This window comes from Streptococcus sp. W151 (assembly GCF_053010205.1).
This window is the reverse complement of record NZ_JBRKNT010000001.1, coordinates 360,082-377,518: the sequence shown is the minus strand read 5'-3', so window position 1 is coordinate 377,518 and position 17,437 is coordinate 360,082. Positions and strand designations below refer to the sequence as shown.

Below are 17,437 nucleotides of genomic sequence, written 5' to 3'. Positions count from 1 at the left end.
GAATTGATAATGGTTCAAAGATTGATAGATACGTCCTTTAGGAATTTTTATTTGAAGAACATATCATCCGCAATTCCTTAACAGGTTTTCCAAGTTTAAGTATTTGTTCTTGGCCATCAAAAGTAAAACCCATTTTTTGATAGAAAGCAATGGCTCGCTTATTATCTTTCAATACCCATAAATAAATTTCAGAGAATTGATCAAGAGCAACAAATGCAGCATGCATTAACTGTTTACTCACACCTTTTCCATAGTAATCTTTTAAAACATATAAGGCAATGATTTCACCAGCTTGAATGGTCTCATCACGGTAATTTCCATAGCTGATAAATCCAACGACCTTCTTTCCATCCATCGCAATCAAGGTGTTTTCTGGATATTTTTGACTAAAGAATCGACATTTTTCTAATGTCATCGTCTCCTGAAATTCTGCAGGTAAAAGATCGTCATAAGCCTCTCTCCACGTTTGCCAGTGAACAAGGGACTTACCTTCTATCTCTTCAGGAGTTTCCATTGTTTTAATGAAAATCTTCATTCGTTTTATCCTATCTAATCCAAGGCCTTGACTTCCAACATCATATCGCGAATCTGTGCAGCCAATTCAAAATCAAGCACTTCGACGGCTTCTTGCATTTGGCTTTGCAGTTTCTTGACCAGTTCCTTGCGCTCTTGGCGGTTGAGACTGGTGATGTCCACTTCCTTGTCTTCTTCCTTAGCCACAGCCTTGGTGACGGAGATAAGGTCACGGATTTCCTTTTTGATGGTTTGTGGGACAATGCCATGTTCTTCATTGTAGGCCATCTGAATCTGACGACGACGAGCCGTTTCATCGATGGCTTTTTGCATAGACTGGGTCATGGTGTCCGCATACATGATCACATGGCCCTCACTATTACGGGCAGCACGACCAATGGTCTGGATCAGACCGCGTTCATTACGGAGGAAGCCTTCTTTATCTGCATCGAGAATGGCCACTAGACTGACTTCTGGTACGTCAATCCCTTCCCGAAGGAGGTTGATACCGACCAAGACATCAAAAACGCCCAGACGCAAATCACGGATAATTTCCGTCCGCTCCAAGGTCTTAATATCCGAGTGCATGTATTTGACCTTGACACCCATTTCCTTGAAGTAGTCCGTTAAATCTTCTGCCATCTTCTTGGTCAGGGTCGTGACAAAGGTCCGCTCTCCACGTTCTACACGCGCATTGATCTCACCCAGGAGATCGTCCATTTGCCCCATGGTAGGACGTACTTCGACCTCAGGATCCAGAAGGCCTGTCGGACGAATGATCTGCTCGATGACGGTATCCGTCTGTTCCATCTCATAGTCACCTGGTGTCGCAGACACATAAACAATCTGGTGAACATGGCTTTCAAACTCTTCACGACGCAGTGGCCGGTTGTCCAAGGCCGACGGCAAACGGAAGCCATAGTTGACCAACATCTCCTTGCGTGAGCGGTCTCCATTGTACATTCCCTTGATTTGGCCCATGGTCATGTGACTTTCGTCAATCATAATGAGAAAATCTTCTGGGAAGAAGTCCAAAAGGGTGTACGGTGGCTCTCCTTCACTCCGTCCGTCCATGTGACGGGAGTAGTTTTCGACACCATTTGTGTAGCCCATTTCCCTAAGCATTTCAATATCATACTCGGTCCGTTGTTTCAAGCGTTGGGCTTCCAAGAGCTTGCCTTCTTTTTCAAAAACTTTTAACTGCTCTTCCAGTTCAGCCTGAATCTTGGCAATGGCCACTTCCATATGGTCGTCATTGGTCACAAAGTGAGTGGCTGGGAAAATCGCCAAATGGTCCACTTCACCAAGAACTTGACCGGTCAAAGCTTCAATCTCACGAATCCGCTCAATCTCATCCCCGAAAAACTCGACTCGAAAGGCGTGCTCATCACGCGAAGCTGGGAAAATCTCGACCACATCTCCACGAACACGGAATTTTCCCCGTTGAAAGTCGATGTCATTGCGCTCAAACTGGATATCCACCAAGTCGTTCAGCAGTTTATCACGAGAAATCTCGAGACCTGGACGCAGACTTACGACGCTGTCGGAGTATTCCTTAGGCGAACCTAACCCATAGATACACGAAACAGACGCGACTACAATGACGTCATTTCGTTCTAAAAGAGCAGAGGTTGCTGAGTGACGAAGTTTGTCAATCTCATCATTGACCGAACTATCTTTTTCGATATAGGTATCGCTCGATGGCACATAAGCTTCTGGCTGGTAGTAATCGTAGTAAGATACGAAGTACTCGACCGCATTTTCAGGGAAAAATTCTTTGAACTCCCCATAGAGCTGGCCTGCTAGGGTTTTATTGTGGGCGATAACCAGGGTTGGCTTATTGACCTGGGCAATGACCTGACTCATGGTATAGGTCTTCCCCGTACCAGTTGCTCCCATTAGGATTTGGGCCTTCTCGCCCCCCTCGATATTATCCACCAACTGCTCGATCGCCTGCGGTTGATCCCCAGACGGTTGGTATTTGGAGACGAGTTTAAATTTGTTATCTGTAATTCGGTTAATCATACTTTCTTCCTTCGACTGTACTGCCTTTATTTTACCATAATGAAGGATTTTTCTCAGACTTTTGAGTAGGGGTCCCTAGTACAAATAAACAGGCTCAAGAGCCTGTCTTCGATTTTAACTTCATTTCCTATCAGCCATTTCACTTTTGTTCTTTAACAACTTTCTCATTTCTTTCCCCTAATCGGTAAACAATCACGACGGATAATAGAAGAACCAAAGTGGTGATGATCGAACCTTCCGCTCCAAATGCTCCTCCAGTCAGCCAGTCAGGTCCTGATCCCATGGTAAAGCTAAAGATAGAGGCATCTGCTCCCGTCCCACTGACTTGAAAACCAAGGAGATTCCCTTGTACATAGTTCCAGGTGCCGTGCTGGGCGACCACTAGGCAGATGCTATCGGTGTAGATAAAGAGCAGAGCAGCTAGGACTCCGTCAAGGATGATATTCAGTAAGGATAAAAAGGTCACACCAGCATTTCCCAGATGAAGAATGCCAAAGAGACTACTAGATATCGCGATCGCTATGGGAAGATTGGTTCTTGCTGCAATCCGAGTTAGGAGCCAACCCCGCGTCGCTACTTCTTCCGTTCCTCCTTGAAGGAGCCAAAATGGAAATAACCCTAGGATAAAGAGGATGGGTTCTAAACTTAATTCATTTAGCTCAAAAGACCCGATTCCACTTACTTGGTAGACAAGGGCAATGACTCCCATTTGAAGAAGGGAAAGCAAGATCCCCCAACCTAGATACTTGAGCCAATTTCTTTTTACAAAGCCTAAAGTTGATAAGGAATTCTTCTCTACAACCTTCACCCAAAAAATAAAGAGGATGAGAATGATTACAAAACAGAAGAGCTCATAATAGAGAATGTAATGATAGAAAAACTCTTGAACACTTGCTACTCCATTTCCTGGTGAAAAGAACTCTGTGAGAAAACCGATTACAATGGAAAACGGTCCCACCAATTCACTACCGAGCCATAGTCCCCCTTCTATAAAAAGAGAGGCTAAAAATACAGAGAATAGTGTAAAAAGGAAAACTGGGATCGATGTGTTCGTTTTGATAGCTTGAATGATCAACCCTTTTTTCATCAGCAACCTCCATTTATCTAATAGGTCCATTGTAGCAAAGAAAATCCAGACCTGCAAGACCACTCCATGTTAGATAACCTGACATCGAAAGTTGGTTTTTCTTGCTAAACTGATACTTTTCTGATATAATAGCTTTTATAGAAAAACATAAGATCATTCATACTCTATTTGGTATGAATGTTTTGTTTTTTCAGGCCATCCTTTGGTCAATGCACTCATGGGTCAAACACCCAAAGAGAAATGAATTAAAAGGAGACAGAAATGAAGAAAAAATTACTAGCCTATTTGCTTTTCTTATTTCCACTGGTAGCATTCGCTAGTCATGCTCAGGCTGAAACGATCAAGGTCGTTTTCGACACAGCTTATGCTCCATTTGAATTTAAAGATTCAGATCAAACCTATAAAGGAATTGACGTAGAAATCTTGGACAAGGTCGCTGAAATCAATGGCTGGGATTTAGATAAATCCTTCCCTGGATTTGATGCAGCTGTCAATGCTGTTCAAGCTGGTCAAGCAGATGCCATTATGGCCGGAATGACCAAAACAACTGAACGTGAAAAAGTCTTCACCATGTCTGATACTTACTACGATACAAAAGTTGTCATTGCGACGAAGAAAGCTGACAAAATCACGAAGTACAGCCAATTGAAAGGGAAGACCGTCGGTGTCAAAAACGGTACTGCAGCTCAACGCTTCCTCGATAAAAACAAGGACAAGTACGGCTACAAGATCAAGACTTTTGATACAGGCGATCTCATGTACAACAGTTTGACAGCTGGTGCAGTGGACGCAGTCATGGATGACCAACCCGTCATTCAATATGCCATCCAAAAGGGTCAGGACCTAGCGATCAATATGGACGGGGAAGCAGTCGGTGGCTTTGCCTTTGGTGTTAAAAAAGGTGGAAATCATGAAAAGTTGATCACTGAATTTAACAAGGCCCTCGCTCAAATGAAAGCTGATGGAACACTTGATGAGATCATCAAGAAATGGACCGGTGAAAGCCAATCATCAGGGAACAGTGCCGTTCCAGAAACTACTACTCCTGCTGGTCAAAAAGCAACTCCCAAAAAATCAAAATATAGTATCTCAAGTGATTCTTCCTTTGCACCATTCGTTTTCCAGAATGGGAAAAATAAGTATACAGGGATCGATATGGATTTGATCAAGGCCATTGCCAAAGACCAAGGATTTACCATTGAAATTGATAACCCTGGATTTGACGCTGCGGTAAGTGATGTCCAATCTGGTCATGCCCAAGGAATGATCGCAGGGATGACCGTGACCGATGCTCGGAAAGAAACATTTGATTTTTCTGAACCATATTATACTGCTAACTCTATTCTTGCAGTCCAAAAGGATAGCAAGATTGATTCTTACGATGACTTAAAAGGTAAGACGGTCGGTGTTAAAAACGGAACTGCATCGCAGACCTTCCTTGAAAAGAATAAAAATAAATATGGCTACAAGATCAAAACTTTCTCTGACGGGGCTTCTATGTATGACAGCTTGAACTCAGGTTCTGTCGCTGCGATTATGGATGATGAACCCGTCATCAAATACGCTATTAAACAAGGTCGTAAATTCAAAACACCTATCGAAGGAACTCCAAGTGGTCAACTAGCATTTGCCGTTAAAAAAGGTGAAAATCCTGAATTGATCGAGATGTTCAATAACGGTCTTGCAAACTTGAAGAAAAATGGCCAATACCAAAAGATTCTCGATAAATATCTTAAGTCAGATAGCAAATCAAGTACTTCAAGTACAACAGCAGATGAAACAACGATCTGGGGCTTACTTCAAAACAACTACAAACAATTGTTAAGTGGTTTGGGTGTGACTCTTGCCCTTGCCCTTCTCTCTTTCGCCATTGCTATGGTGATCGGTGTTATCTTTGGGATGTTTAGTGTTAGCCCTTATAAGTGGCTCCGCTGGACAGCAGAAATCTTTGTCGATGTTATTCGTGGGATCCCACTCATGATCCTCGCCGCCTTCATCTTCTGGGGAATTCCAAACTTGATTGAATCGGTCACAGGTCATCAATCCCCAATCAACGACTTTGTCGCAGGCACCATCGCACTCTCCCTCAATGCTGCTGCCTATATCGCAGAAATTGTTCGTGGGGGGATCCAAGCTGTACCGATTGGACAGATGGAAGCCAGCCGAAGCCTTGGAATCTCTTATGGCAAGACCATGCGCAAGATCATCTTGCCACAAGCAACCAAACTCATGCTTCCAAACTTTGTTAACCAATTCGTCATTGCCCTGAAAGATACGACTATTGTGTCTGCAATCGGATTGGTCGAACTCTTCCAAACTGGTAAGATCATCATTGCTCGAAACTACCAAAGTTTCAAGATGTATGCTATCCTTGCCGTCTTCTACCTCGTGATTATCACCTTGCTAACACGATTTGCAAAAAAATTAGAAAAGAAGGTTAACTAATGGCTAAATTAAAAATTGATGTCCATGACCTCCACAAATACTATGGTGAAAATGAGGTCTTAAAAGGAATCTCAACAAAATTCTACGAAGGGGATGTGGTCTGTATTATCGGACCGTCCGGTTCTGGTAAATCGACCTTCCTTCGTAGTCTCAATCTCCTCGAAGAAGTTACAAAAGGTCAAATTACCGTAAATGGATATGATCTAACCGATCCAAAAACCAATGTTGATTTGGTCCGTGAAAATATCGGGATGGTTTTCCAACACTTCAACCTTTTCCCTCACATGAGCGTCCTTGAAAACATTATGTTTGCGCCAGTAGAGCACAAATTGATGACCCGTGAAGAAGCTCAAAAAGTCGGGATGGAATTATTGGAAAAAGTTGGACTCGCAGATAAAGCTGATGCCAATCCAAATAGTCTTTCCGGTGGTCAAAAACAACGTGTGGCCATTGCCCGTGGACTCGCCATGAATCCAGATATTATGCTCTTTGACGAACCTACTTCTGCCCTTGACCCTGAGATGGTCGGAGATGTATTGAACGTTATGAAAGAGTTGGCAGAGCAAGGTATGACCATGATCATCGTTACCCACGAGATGGGATTTGCTCGCCAAGTAGCCAACCGCGTCATCTTCACCGCAGATGGTGAATTCCTCGAAGACGGCAAACCAGACCAAATCTTCGATAATCCACAACACCCACGATTGAAAGAATTCTTGGATAAAGTGTTAAACGTTTAATTGAGATAAAAACTGGAGTTGAAGCTCCAGTTTTAGGATGTAGTCATAATTTCTTTTTATACAAAAGTATCTAATTGATTTTCAGTAAACAAAAATAATTTCATACTTTTAGAATTATTAACGTAATAACTAAAACTTTCCGCCGTGAGAAAAGTGCTAGAAATACTATTGTTTCTAGCACTCGGGAGTTTTGGAACCTTAGGTCCAAAACTAAGTTATGGAACTTCGAAGAAGTTCGCTGACGTCCGTACTCACCTAAGGAAAGTTTCTATTATTTAATTTTCCTAAATCTGACATCTAGCAGTTTGCTAGATGTTTTTTTGTACAAAAAAAGCATTTTCAAACTTGAAAATGCTTTTCATTTTAACTAATCTGTTGTTGAGCTGTCTGCATCTGATAGTAGACACCTTGTGCTTGCATCAGCTCTTCGTGGGTCCCATGTTCAACAATATCGCCATCCACCATAACCAGGATCATATCCGCATTTTGAATGGTCGATAAGCGGTGAGCAATGATAAAGCTGGTCCGTCCTTTCATGAGCTGATTTAAGGCATCTTGAATCAAGACCTCTGTCCGAGTATCAATAGACGATGTCGCCTCATCCAAGATCAAAATCTTAGGAACCGAAAGGAACACACGCGCAATCGTTAAGAGTTGACGTTGACCTTGGGACAAAGATTCTCCAGCATCTGAAAGATATGTATCATAGCCTTGTGGCAACTGCCGGATAAAGAAATCCGCATTGGCTGCTTTGGCTGCTTCTATCACTTCTTCTCTGGTCGCATCTGGCCGAGAAAAGGCGATATTTTCATGGATGGTCCCAACCTTAAGCCAGGTTTCTTGTAGAACCATGCCAAACTGTTGGCGGTAGGAAGCACGGGTGTAGTCCGTAATCGGCACCCCATCAATCGTAATCATCCCAGAGTTCACAGGGTAGAAACGCATGAGCAGATTGATCAAGGTCGACTTTCCTGCTCCCGTAGGCCCTACAATAGCAACCTTACTAGCAGCTGGGACTTGAATGGTTAAATCCTTGATCAAAGTCCGCCCTAAATCATAGCCAAATGTGACGTGTTCAAACCCAATCGCCCCTTTTACATTCTGAGTTTCTAGAACCTGATGTCCTGTTTCCTCGATCTCAGCTTGATCCAAGACACTATACAAGCGCTCTGCACAAGCTAATGCACTCTGTAATTCAGACAAAACAGAAGAGATATCATTAAAGGGCTTGGTGTATTGGTTGACATAGTTGAGGAAGGTCACCAATTGACCCACAGTAAAGTGGGATCCCGAAATGATACGAACCGCACCAAATCCAGCTACTACTGCATAAATCAAGGCATTCACAAAGCGAGTCGCAGGATTGACGGTCGAAGAATAAAAGACAGCAGATTGGGAGTAATTGGCATAGTTTTCATTCGTCTCCTTAAAGTCCGCACGGAATTGATCCTGAGCGTTAAAGGACTGGATCAAACTTTCCTGGGTCAAAGACTCTTCGATCAACTGAGTTTGAAGACCACGCGCCTTGGTCTGCTTTTGGAAAAGCGTATAAGAACGCTTCGCAATAAAACGAGCAATCAAGAGAGATAATGGAGTCAAGACCAGAACCGCTACCATCATGAAGAAATCCAATTCTGCCATGGTCACGATGGTCACAAGGATGGTTAGGAGACCGACAAAGAATTGGTTAAAGACCATGAGAAGACCGCTATTGAGTTGCTCTACATCGGTCGTGAGACGACTGACGAAGTCACCACTCCCTTGTTTATCCAGATAAGACAAGGGCAATCGATGCACTTTTTCAATGACTTCTGCTCTTAGGGTTAGGCTAAACCGATAGACCAATTGATTGTATAGAAGGGGATTGAGCCATTGGATCAAGATATTCGCCACAATGATGAGAGCCATCTGAATCAAAACGGGCAATAAGACCTTCATCCCTTGAGGATTAATGACCAAGTCAACCGCATGTCCAATCAAGATCGGTAACCAAACCGTTAAGGCTACTTGAGCAATGGTCCCGATACTGGCTAGAATCAGGAGACCGGGATGGTGAGCAAAATCTCTAAACAGACGTTTTAAATAACTAGAACGTTTTTGACTCATGCTTCCTCCCTCCCGTGTTGTGAATAATGAATTTCTTGATAAATCTCATTGGTAGATAAAAGGAAATCGTGATTTCCCAGTCCTACTTGATGCCCCTTGTTCAAGAGCAAAATCTGATCAGCCGACTTGAGACTATTGGTTCGTTGAGATACTAAGATCAAACTTGTGTCACTCAATTCTTCTTTAATCGATTTTAAGAGACGAGCCTCCGTCAAATAATCCAAGGCAGAAGTCGAATCATCTAAAATCAAGAAAGGGGCCTTTTTCAAAAGGGCACGCGCAATGGTCAAACGCTGGCGTTGGCCTCCTGAGAAATTTCGACCAAAGGCTTCAACCGGCTCATCCAGTTGTCCTTCTTTTTCACGGACAAAATCAGCCGCCTGAGCTGTTTCCAGTGCCCACCATAAATCATCATCGGACACATTTCCTTCCATTCCCAGTAAGAGATTGGAGCGGATAGTTCCTCTAAAGAGCTCTGCTTTCTGCGGAACTACAGATACCCACTCCCTCCACTCCTTAAGAGTTTTAGGAGAATGAGCTTGATGATAGAGGGCTAATTTTCCCTGACTAACAGCATACAAATGACTCAATAACTGAACAAAGGTGGACTTCCCAGATCCTGTACCACCGATAATTCCCAGCATCTGTCCTTGTTCAAGATCAAAGGAAATTCCCTCTAGGGCTGGGCTTGAAGCCGTTGGATAAGTGAAAGAAACTTCCTCTGCACTGATCGCTTCTTGTTCTGTTGCGGTTTCTTCTGCCAAAGCTTCTAGGAGGTCTTCTTCTTTCAAATCAAAGATCTCTTGTACCCGCTTGGCTGAAATATAGCTGACATTTAAAGACGTGACCAGCATAGCCAGCTTGATCAATTCTGTTAAAATTTGCAATAAATAATTGACCAAAGCGACCAACATCCCTTGAGTCAGAAAACCAGCAGAGATAGTCAACTGTCCCTGCCAAATAACACAGACTAAGGTCGTATTGACCACAAGGAAGGTCAAGGGACTAACCAAACTAGACCAGATACCAGCGCGAATTTGCCAGACTTTGTAGTCCTGATTGACCTCTCTAAAATCTTCTAATTCACTAGCCTGTTGTCCAAAGGCCCGAATCACTCGCATCCCTTGAAATTGCTGACGCGTCACTGTGACCATCCTGTCTGTGATTTTCCGAATCTTTGCAAAAAGAGGATTGACAATCCGAGACATGATGACAATAATCAGCGTCAAAATGGCCACCATACCCAAGAACCAAAGGGTTAATTTCGGACTGATCGTAAAGGCCATGATAATAGAGCCAAAGACAATAATCGGCGCCCTCAAAAAAAGTCGCAAGAAGAGATTGATCCCAACCTGGATTTGATAAGTATCAGAAGTGAGACGGGTTACCAAACTAGATGTACCGATTCTATCTCGTTTTTCTTTTGGAATGGACAAGATCTTATCATACAAATCCTTGGTCATCTCACGGGTAAATCCGACAGCTGCTTTAGATGAAAAATACTGAGCCGTAATAGCAACGACGACACCAAAGCTAGCAAATAAAAACAAAGCACCGACCATCATCACCACTCCGCTCGTTTCCTTTTTCGGAATGACCTGATCGACTAAGTGGGCAATGATTAAAGGTACGCACAATTCAAAGATAGCTTCTAATAGTTTAAATACAGGACCTAAAATAGTTTCCGTTAGATAGCCCTTAAAATACTTCAATAATGATGTCATCGTCTCCCCATTCTCTTTATCTGGATATATGATTGATCAGTCAACTTCTTCTTTAGCTTGGTTCATCTCTTGACGCAATTGGGTCACTTGATTAGACAAAGAAACCAACAATTCGGTTTGCAACTTTTGAATCTCAAGTAGATCCGTCTGATCTTGTTGCACCATATGGTCAATCTTTGTATGGAGCAAACGAATTTCTCGTTCCGATTCCATATTGACGTTAAAGTCATTTCGTGCTTGCAGGCGATCATAATCTGCCGCACGATTTTGACTCATCATGATTAAAGGAGCTTGAATCGCCGCAATCGTAGACAGGGCAAGATTGAGCAAGATGAATGGATAAGGATCAAAATTCCAACCAAAAGGATGCAAGACATTAATCAACATCCAAATCCCCATCATCATGATAAAGGTGATGATAAAAGTCCATGATCCACCAAAACGTGCGACCGAATCCGCCACCCGCTGACCAAAGGTATAGCTAGCCGTCAAGCGGTCTTCAACGTTAAAGGGAGCCTCCGTCATCGGCAAGACTGCCGTCACCTGTTGCTTGATCGCCTCATTTTTCTCATTCGCCCGGTCAATAATCTGAGACAAATAATCCATACAATACTGACTTAAATTCTTGTAGGTAATAAAGTCATCCATCTGACTATCGGGATAAGAAATCTGCAACATGGTTTGGATGGTATGATCCAAGTCAGCAATCAAAGCACCATGAATACTATCATATTCTTTTCCATCAATGATATCTCTTTTCAGCATAAGAAACCCTTTCCTCATCTTCTTGTTATAGAAAAGTTAAAAACGCCTAATGGCGTTTTTACGTCTATTAAGGTTTGATACGGTGCAACATACGTGGGAATGGAATCGCTTCACGGATGTGTTTCGTTCCAGCTGCGAAGGTTACCATACGCTCGATACCAATACCGAATCCACCGTGTGGTACTGTACCGTATTTACGAAGGTCAAGATAGAATTCATACTCTGTACGATCCATACCAAGTGATTCCATCTTCGCTACAAGGGCATCGTAGTCTTCCTCACGCATAGAACCACCAATGATTTCTCCATAACCTTCTGGCGCAAGCAAGTCTGCACAAAGCACGCGATCTGGGTTACCAGGAACTGGTTTCATGTAGAAAGCCTTGATGTCAGCTGGATAGTTGATCACAAATGTTGGTATACCAAAGTGGTTTGAAATCCACGTTTCGTGTGGTGAACCGAAATCATCTCCATGTTCCAAATGCTCATAATCCGCATCTTCATCGTTTTCATGCTCTTGCAAGAGATCAATGGCTTCATCGTAAGTGATGCGTTTAAATGGCTCAGCAATGTAGCGTTTCAAGAGCTCTGTATCACGTTCCAAGGTTTCCAAGGCTTGAGGAGCACGATCTAGAACACCTTGAAGCAACGCTTTAACATAAGCTTCTTGCAAGTCAAGTGACTCATCATGTGTCAAGTATGAGTACTCAGCGTCCATCATCCAGAACTCAGTCAAGTGACGACGAGTCTTAGATTTTTCAGCACGGAATACTGGACCAAAGTCAAAGACGCGACCAAGGGCCATAGCACCAGCTTCAAGATAAAGCTGACCAGATTGGCTCAAGTAGGCTGGTGTTCCAAAGTAGTCTGTTTCGAAAAGTTCTGTAGAATCTTCTGCTGCATTTCCAGAAAGAATTGGGCTATCAAATTTCATAAAGCCGTTCTTGTCAAAGAACTCATAAGTCGCGTAGATGATGGCATTACGGATTTGCATCACAGCGACTTGTTTGCGTGAACGCAACCACAAGTGACGGTTGTCCATCAAGAAATCTGTACCGTGTTCTTTTGGCGTGATTGGGTAATCTTGCGATTCACCGATGACTTCGATGTCTGTAATATCCAACTCGTAACCAAATTTTGAGCGCTCATCTTCTTTGACAATCCCAGTCACAAAGACAGACGTTTCTTGGCTCAAGCGTTTGATGGTATCAAATTTTTCAATTCCCACTTCTTCCCCAAATTTTTCAATAAAGTTTGGTTTAAAAGCCACACCTTGGAAAAAGGCAGTCCCGTCACGCAATTGCAAGAAAGCAATTTTTCCTTTACCTGATTTGTTAGCAACCCAAGCACCGATAGTCACTTCTTGACCTACGTAGTCTTTAACTTCGATGATAGTAATCCGTTTTGTCATCATTCATCTTCCTTTTCTCGTTAAACTTGTCCGAAGACATTATCTTCTTTATTGTATCATAAAAAGGCTTACAGTGCTAGATTCTACCTGTGAAAAGCTGATTTTTTTAAAGAAAAAGATCCTCAGCTCAATGCTAAGGATCCGATATGTTTATTTTTCCATAAAGGCCTTGAGTCGACGAACTGCTTCTTTGAGGGTATCCAAATCTGTCGCATAAGACAAGCGAACATTTTCAGGGGCACCAAAACCTGCACCGGTGACGAGAGCTACTTCAGCTTCTTCCAAAATCGCTGTGGTAAATTCCGTCACATCCGTGTAACCCTTCATCTCCATGGCCTTCTTCACATTTGGAAAGAGATAGAAGGCTCCTTGAGGTTTGATAGCTTCAAAACCAGGTACTTCATTTAACAAAGGATAAATGGTATTCAAGCGCTCTTCAAAAGCTTGGCGCATGATTTCAATAGAAGATTGGTCTCCAGTTAGGGCTTCAATGGCTGCATACTGGGAAACTGTCGTCAAATTAGAAGTTGTTTGGCTGATCACCTTGGCCATAGCCCCGATAATCTCAGGATCCCCCACTGCAAACCCAACACGCCATCCGGTCATGGCATAGGTTTTTGAAACTCCGTTAATCACGATGGTTTGCTTACGAATCGCTTCTGACAAGCTAGAAATTGGCGTGAAAGTATTGCCATTATAGACCAAACGACCATAGATATCATCTGCCAAAATCAAGATGTCGTGCTCAACAGCCCAATTTCCAATCGCTTCGAGTTCTTCTTTGCTGTAGATCATTCCTGTTGGATTGGATGGCGAATTTAGCAAGACAACCTTGGTCTTGTCTGTCCGTGCCGCTTCCAACTGCTCAACCGTTGCTTTGAAGTGATTTTCTTCTGTTGTTTGGAAAGTAACGGGTGTTCCTTCAACCATCTTGACTTGATCCACATAAGAGACCCAGCAAGGTGTTGGAATGATGACTTCATCACCTGGATTAATAACAGAAGTAAAGAAGGCATAAAGAATAAACTTGGCGCCAGTGCCGACCACTACTTCATTGCGGCTGACAGCATAGCCATAAAACTCTTTCATATAGTCACTAATGGCATCCTTCAATTCTGGAAGTCCAGACGCTACCGTATAAAAGCTAGCCCGACCATCCTCGATGGATGCCACTGCTGCTTCTTGAATGTTTTTTGGAGTCGCAAAGTCAGGTTGACCAAGCGTCAAACTCAAAATATCACGACCTTCAGCTGCCAAAGCTTTGGCACGAGCATTTGCAGCCAAAGTCACACTTTCTTCCATTTCCAATACACGATTTGATAATTTCATATTTCCTCCTCAAATCCTAAAAAACACTGGTTACTTTCCCAGTCTTGAAATCCACCACATAATAAGATCTTCCAGACTTAACTTCCCAGATCGGTTTGCCTTTAAAGCGTCCAAAAGTTACCCGATCAATCGCGTCTTTGCTCTTCTCTTTCACAATAGCCTTTGCTTTTTTCTGGCTGATCCCCTCTTTTAAAGGGTAAGCATAGACCTGATCATCTGCCTCCGCCACCAAGACCGCTAGTTCTTGCCCCTCCTGGTCTTTTCCAATAAAGGAAAGATACGCTTCTTTGCCATGGAAGAAACTCTCCGTATCAATTGTAACCATCGAAGAGTGCGACAGCGCTATATTTCTTGCTTGTTCCATTTGATCCTGCATGCGATCCGAAGTTTTTTCAGCAAGAAATAGCCAAGAAAAAAGCACCGTCAGAACTAAGACACAGATTCCTATTATATGTTGCCATATGATAAAAAGATAATTTTTCTGTTTCACTCCCTCATTATACACCAAACCTACCTAGAATTCTATAGATTTTCAAGAAAGAATTGTTACTAATATTTCATGCCTGTTACAATGTTTTAGTATAAAATTATTTGAGAAGCAAACTAAAATTAACACCTTGTATATTTTTTGTTCATAGTTTAATAAATTTGTCACAATTTTGTAACTAATTTGAAAATAAAATTAAACGACAGAAACACTATTTATTGATAAAATATAGATATGGAAAATTTAAAGAGATTATTCAAAGAAGCAAACGTAGATTTAAAAACCATGATCGTCTTCCACAAGGCGGAACGATTGATCCGTGCATCTGAGGCTCATATCTTTAAAAAGCACCAGTTGACACCAACTCAATTCTCTGTCCTTGAGACCTTGTATAGCAAAGGCGATCTTCGCATTCAAGATCTGATCGATAGCATTCTTGCGACCTCTGGAAATATGACTGTGGTTATTCGCAATATGGTCCGCGATGGTTGGATTACACGCGAAACCGATCCAGAAGACCGCCGTGCATATGTTGTATCTATTACAGATGCCGGTCGTAAAAAGATCGAAGAAGCTCTTCCAGATCATATTAAAAATATTCAACGCTTGATGCAAGTCTTTAATAGCGGCGAGCAAGCTGAGTTAACAGAACTCTTGAAGAAATTCAAACATATCGCCTAAGCCTACAGCTCAAGACGATTCTGACTCCAAAATCCTCTATTTTGGAGTTTTCATCGTGCATTCTCTTTATCTAACAGATCAAAAAACTATTCCTGATGCTTCTCAGGAATAGTTTTATTTATTCTTTCACAAAAAACCATTCCTTCTCTTGTGATAAATCCTCACGATAAGAGAAGCCTGCTACTTCTAATGATTTCAAATCTTTTAGATGGGTGATTTCTTCCTTCATCATAACTGTAACCATGGCCCCACGGGCTTTTTTTGAAATCGTTGAGTGAATCTTCAGTGTCCCGCCACGATTCTCCATGAATTTAATCTGTATCATTCGCTCGCGAATGGCTTTTGAAAAAACCAGTTCAAACTCAGAGGACAAGAGAGATAAGATCTCCTCCTCTCCTTCTAGTGCCTGATCATAGTCTCCTTGCCAGAGTGCCTTTAGAGACTTTCCAGCTGGTTTTAACTTCATCATAAAGTCTAAGCGATGAGGAGCTATTCCCTCATAGGCTGGGATCACCCCATATAAGGCAGTCGTGATCAACAAATGCTCCTGAAGATAAGTCTGCTCTTTTTCAGATAAGCCTTGACGCTCGATACTCCGGTACATAAGACCATCAAATAGTTCCAAAGCAGGATAGGTCTTAGCACTCCCATCTAATAAAGCCTCAATTCTTTCCTTTTCTACTAGGGCCCTCTCCTCTGAGATCCCGTAAAAGGTTGCTAATTCTTTTAGAGAGGAATCCTTCAAAGCTTGGAGGATTATTTTTGTGTTCTGTGATAAGGGTTGGGGCTCGAGTCTGCGAGCCTGTTCATTCAGTTCTTTTGCAGATGGAATTAATAGTTTCATAGTCCTATTGTACCATATTTCTGTAAATTTCTTGACAGAAGTTTTTATTAATGTTATTATCTAGTTGTTAAAACTAGATTAAAGAAAGGTGAAGATTTAGTGTCCACTTTTTCCTATCCAACCTGGGAGCAACTGCCTGAGCTAGACCTCTATCTCGATCAGGTCCTTCTTTATGTTAATAAAACCTGTGCACCTGTCCTCTCTTCTTCAGACAAGGGCTTGACGGCTGCCATGATCAACAATTACGTAAAACATGGTTACGTCGAAAAACCAGATAAGAAGAAATACCAGCGTAGACAGGTAGCTCGCTTGATCGCTATTACAACCTTAAAAACGGTCTTTTCTATTCAGGAGATCGCTTCTACCTTAAATTTTTTGCAGGACCAGGTAAGCTCAGATCTTCTCTATAATAGCTTTGTTGCTTATCTCAATGAGCAAAAAGAGCCGATTGCACCCATTATTCGCTCTGCCTGTCAGACCGTTCAACTTTATCTAGAAACCCTATCTTATATACAACCAGCAAACAAGGAGGAAGAAACTGATGAATTATACCATGAAACTAAGTAAAAAATTATCTTTTGGTGAGGAGATCGCAAATAGTGTAACCCACGCTGTTGGAGCCCTCCTTATGCTCATCCTGCTTCCGATCTCAGCAGTCTACAGCTTTGAGCAGCACGGTCTTCTTAGTGCTTTTGGGACTTCTATTTTTGTCATTAGCCTCTTTTTGATGTTTCTGTCTTCGACTATCTACCATGCCATGTCTTATGATTCTCCTCAAAAGTATGTGCTTCGCATTATCGACCATTCGATGATCTACATTGCGATCGCAGGCAGTTACACGCCAGTTGTCCTCACCTTGATGAACAACTGGATGGGCTACAGCATTATCTTAATCCAATGGGGAACCACTATCTTTGGCATTCTCTACAAAATCTTTGCTAAAAAAGTCAATGAAAAATTCAGCCTAGCTCTTTACTTGATCATGGGCTGGTTGGTTATCTTTATTATTCCCCAAATTGTTAGTCAAACTACCCCTATCTTCTGGGGGCTCATGCTCATGGGGGGGCTGTGCTACACGGTGGGAGCTGGCTTTTATGCCAAGAAAAAACCCTATTTCCATATGATTTGGCACCTCTTTATCCTTGCTGCTTCTGCCCTTCAGTATTTAGCCATCGTTTACTTTATGTAATACAGCCTCTAGTCTTTTAAACCACACCCGAAAAGTTAGATAGAAAAATCTAATTTTTCGGGTATTTTTTTATGAAAGCAACTGAAAGAGT

General features: G+C 42.3%; 15 protein-coding genes. 5 read left to right on the top strand and 10 right to left on the bottom strand.

What is annotated here, in order from left to right:
- Positions 1-37 precede the first annotated feature (37 nt).
- From ACVC7Q_RS01745 to ACVC7Q_RS01735, 3 genes are all read right to left on the bottom strand, one after another.
- Complete coding sequence (locus tag ACVC7Q_RS01745) at positions 38-535, bottom strand: N-acetyltransferase family protein (protein WP_447264598.1); 498 nt, start codon at positions 533-535, stop codon at positions 38-40.
- A 14-nt stretch (positions 536-549) separates the two neighbouring features.
- Positions 550-2,538, bottom strand: coding sequence for an excinuclease ABC subunit UvrB (gene uvrB / locus ACVC7Q_RS01740; protein WP_447264597.1), 1,989 nt, complete (start codon positions 2,536-2,538; stop codon positions 550-552).
- 139 nt (positions 2,539-2,677) lie between these two features.
- A complete protein-coding gene (locus ACVC7Q_RS01735) occupies positions 2,678-3,625 on the bottom strand; it encodes a CPBP family intramembrane glutamic endopeptidase (protein WP_447264596.1) in 948 nt (315 codons plus the stop codon).
- Positions 3,626-3,886: 261 nt separating this feature from the next.
- Between ACVC7Q_RS01735 and ACVC7Q_RS01730 the strand changes: the two genes are divergently transcribed.
- Positions 3,887-6,070 carry an amino acid ABC transporter substrate-binding protein/permease gene (locus tag ACVC7Q_RS01730; protein ID WP_447264595.1) on the top strand — a complete coding sequence of 728 codons (2,184 nt, stop codon included), beginning with the start codon at positions 3,887-3,889 and terminating at the stop codon, positions 6,068-6,070.
- Complete coding sequence (locus ACVC7Q_RS01725; protein ID WP_003007564.1) at positions 6,070-6,810, top strand: amino acid ABC transporter ATP-binding protein; 741 nt, start codon at positions 6,070-6,072, stop codon at positions 6,808-6,810. The genes ACVC7Q_RS01730 and ACVC7Q_RS01725 overlap by 1 nt, the downstream gene beginning before the upstream one ends.
- Before the next feature lie 363 nt (positions 6,811-7,173).
- Here ACVC7Q_RS01725 and ACVC7Q_RS01720 read toward each other — a convergent pair whose 3' ends face one another.
- The 6 genes from ACVC7Q_RS01720 to ACVC7Q_RS01695 form a co-directional block, all read right to left on the bottom strand.
- Positions 7,174-8,916, bottom strand: a complete 1,743-nt coding sequence (locus tag ACVC7Q_RS01720) for an ABC transporter ATP-binding protein (RefSeq protein ID WP_447264594.1) — start codon at positions 8,914-8,916, stop codon at positions 7,174-7,176.
- Complete coding sequence (locus ACVC7Q_RS01715; protein ID WP_447264593.1) at positions 8,913-10,640, bottom strand: ABC transporter ATP-binding protein; 1,728 nt, start codon at positions 10,638-10,640, stop codon at positions 8,913-8,915. The genes ACVC7Q_RS01720 and ACVC7Q_RS01715 overlap by 4 nt, the downstream gene beginning before the upstream one ends.
- A gap of 36 nt (positions 10,641-10,676) precedes the next feature.
- The gene (locus ACVC7Q_RS01710; protein WP_447264592.1) at positions 10,677-11,405 is read right to left on the bottom strand and encodes a DUF1003 domain-containing protein; all 729 of its coding nucleotides are present in this window, start codon (positions 11,403-11,405) and stop codon (positions 10,677-10,679) included.
- 67 nt (positions 11,406-11,472) lie between these two features.
- Entirely contained in the window at positions 11,473-12,819 is a 1,347-nt protein-coding gene (asnS, locus tag ACVC7Q_RS01705; protein WP_447264591.1) for an asparagine--tRNA ligase, read from the bottom strand.
- 147 nt (positions 12,820-12,966) lie between these two features.
- Positions 12,967-14,145, bottom strand: coding sequence for a pyridoxal phosphate-dependent aminotransferase (locus tag ACVC7Q_RS01700; RefSeq protein WP_414345550.1), 1,179 nt, complete (start codon positions 14,143-14,145; stop codon positions 12,967-12,969).
- 16 nt (positions 14,146-14,161) lie between these two features.
- The gene (locus ACVC7Q_RS01695; RefSeq protein WP_447264590.1) at positions 14,162-14,509 is read right to left on the bottom strand and encodes a cell wall elongation regulator TseB-like domain-containing protein; all 348 of its coding nucleotides are present in this window, start codon (positions 14,507-14,509) and stop codon (positions 14,162-14,164) included.
- A gap of 357 nt (positions 14,510-14,866) precedes the next feature.
- Here ACVC7Q_RS01695 and ACVC7Q_RS01690 point away from each other — a divergent pair, with 357 nt between their 5' ends.
- Positions 14,867-15,313, top strand: a complete 447-nt coding sequence (locus ACVC7Q_RS01690; protein ID WP_049514775.1) for a MarR family winged helix-turn-helix transcriptional regulator — start codon at positions 14,867-14,869, stop codon at positions 15,311-15,313.
- A 118-nt stretch (positions 15,314-15,431) separates the two neighbouring features.
- Here the strand turns inward: ACVC7Q_RS01690 and yaaA are convergent, their stop codons facing one another.
- Entirely contained in the window at positions 15,432-16,157 is a 726-nt protein-coding gene (gene yaaA, locus ACVC7Q_RS01685; protein WP_447264589.1) for a peroxide stress protein YaaA, read from the bottom strand.
- 99 nt (positions 16,158-16,256) lie between these two features.
- Between yaaA and ACVC7Q_RS01680 the strand changes: the two genes are divergently transcribed.
- Positions 16,257-16,724 (top strand): DUF1836 domain-containing protein, encoded by a 468-nt coding sequence (locus tag ACVC7Q_RS01680; protein ID WP_447264588.1) that lies wholly within the window; start codon positions 16,257-16,259, stop codon positions 16,722-16,724.
- A complete protein-coding gene (gene trhA, locus ACVC7Q_RS01675; RefSeq protein WP_049491795.1) occupies positions 16,699-17,346 on the top strand; it encodes a PAQR family membrane homeostasis protein TrhA in 648 nt (215 codons plus the stop codon). Before ACVC7Q_RS01680 ends, trhA begins: the two co-directional genes overlap by 26 nt.
- Positions 17,347-17,437: the final 91 nt, after the last annotated feature.

Excerpts from the sequence above, each read along its gene's own strand:
- ACVC7Q_RS01715 (WP_447264593.1), bottom strand. The coding sequence starts at position 10,640 with ATGACATCATTATTGAAGTATTTTAAGGGCTATCTAACGGAAACTATT.
- ACVC7Q_RS01700 (WP_414345550.1), bottom strand. The coding sequence starts at position 14,145 with ATGAAATTATCAAATCGTGTATTGGAAATGGAAGAAAGTGTGACTTTG.
- ACVC7Q_RS01735 (WP_447264596.1), bottom strand. The coding sequence starts at position 3,625 with ATGAAAAAAGGGTTGATCATTCAAGCTATCAAAACGAACACATCGATC.
- ACVC7Q_RS01695 (WP_447264590.1), bottom strand. The coding sequence starts at position 14,509 with ATGGAACAAGCAAGAAATATAGCGCTGTCGCACTCTTCGATGGTTACA.
- yaaA (WP_447264589.1), bottom strand. The coding sequence starts at position 16,157 with ATGAAACTATTAATTCCATCTGCAAAAGAACTGAATGAACAGGCTCGC.
- ACVC7Q_RS01710 (WP_447264592.1), bottom strand. The coding sequence starts at position 11,405 with ATGCTGAAAAGAGATATCATTGATGGAAAAGAATATGATAGTATTCAT.
- uvrB (WP_447264597.1), bottom strand. The coding sequence starts at position 2,538 with ATGATTAACCGAATTACAGATAACAAATTTAAACTCGTCTCCAAATAC.
- ACVC7Q_RS01720 (WP_447264594.1), bottom strand. The coding sequence starts at position 8,916 with ATGAGTCAAAAACGTTCTAGTTATTTAAAACGTCTGTTTAGAGATTTT.
- ACVC7Q_RS01730 (WP_447264595.1), top strand. The coding sequence starts at position 3,887 with ATGAAGAAAAAATTACTAGCCTATTTGCTTTTCTTATTTCCACTGGTA.
- ACVC7Q_RS01690 (WP_049514775.1), top strand. The coding sequence starts at position 14,867 with ATGGAAAATTTAAAGAGATTATTCAAAGAAGCAAACGTAGATTTAAAA.
- ACVC7Q_RS01745 (WP_447264598.1), bottom strand. The coding sequence starts at position 535 with ATGAAGATTTTCATTAAAACAATGGAAACTCCTGAAGAGATAGAAGGT.
- trhA (WP_049491795.1), top strand. The coding sequence starts at position 16,699 with ATGAATTATACCATGAAACTAAGTAAAAAATTATCTTTTGGTGAGGAG.
- asnS (WP_447264591.1), bottom strand. The coding sequence starts at position 12,819 with ATGATGACAAAACGGATTACTATCATCGAAGTTAAAGACTACGTAGGT.
- ACVC7Q_RS01725 (WP_003007564.1), top strand. The coding sequence starts at position 6,070 with ATGGCTAAATTAAAAATTGATGTCCATGACCTCCACAAATACTATGGT.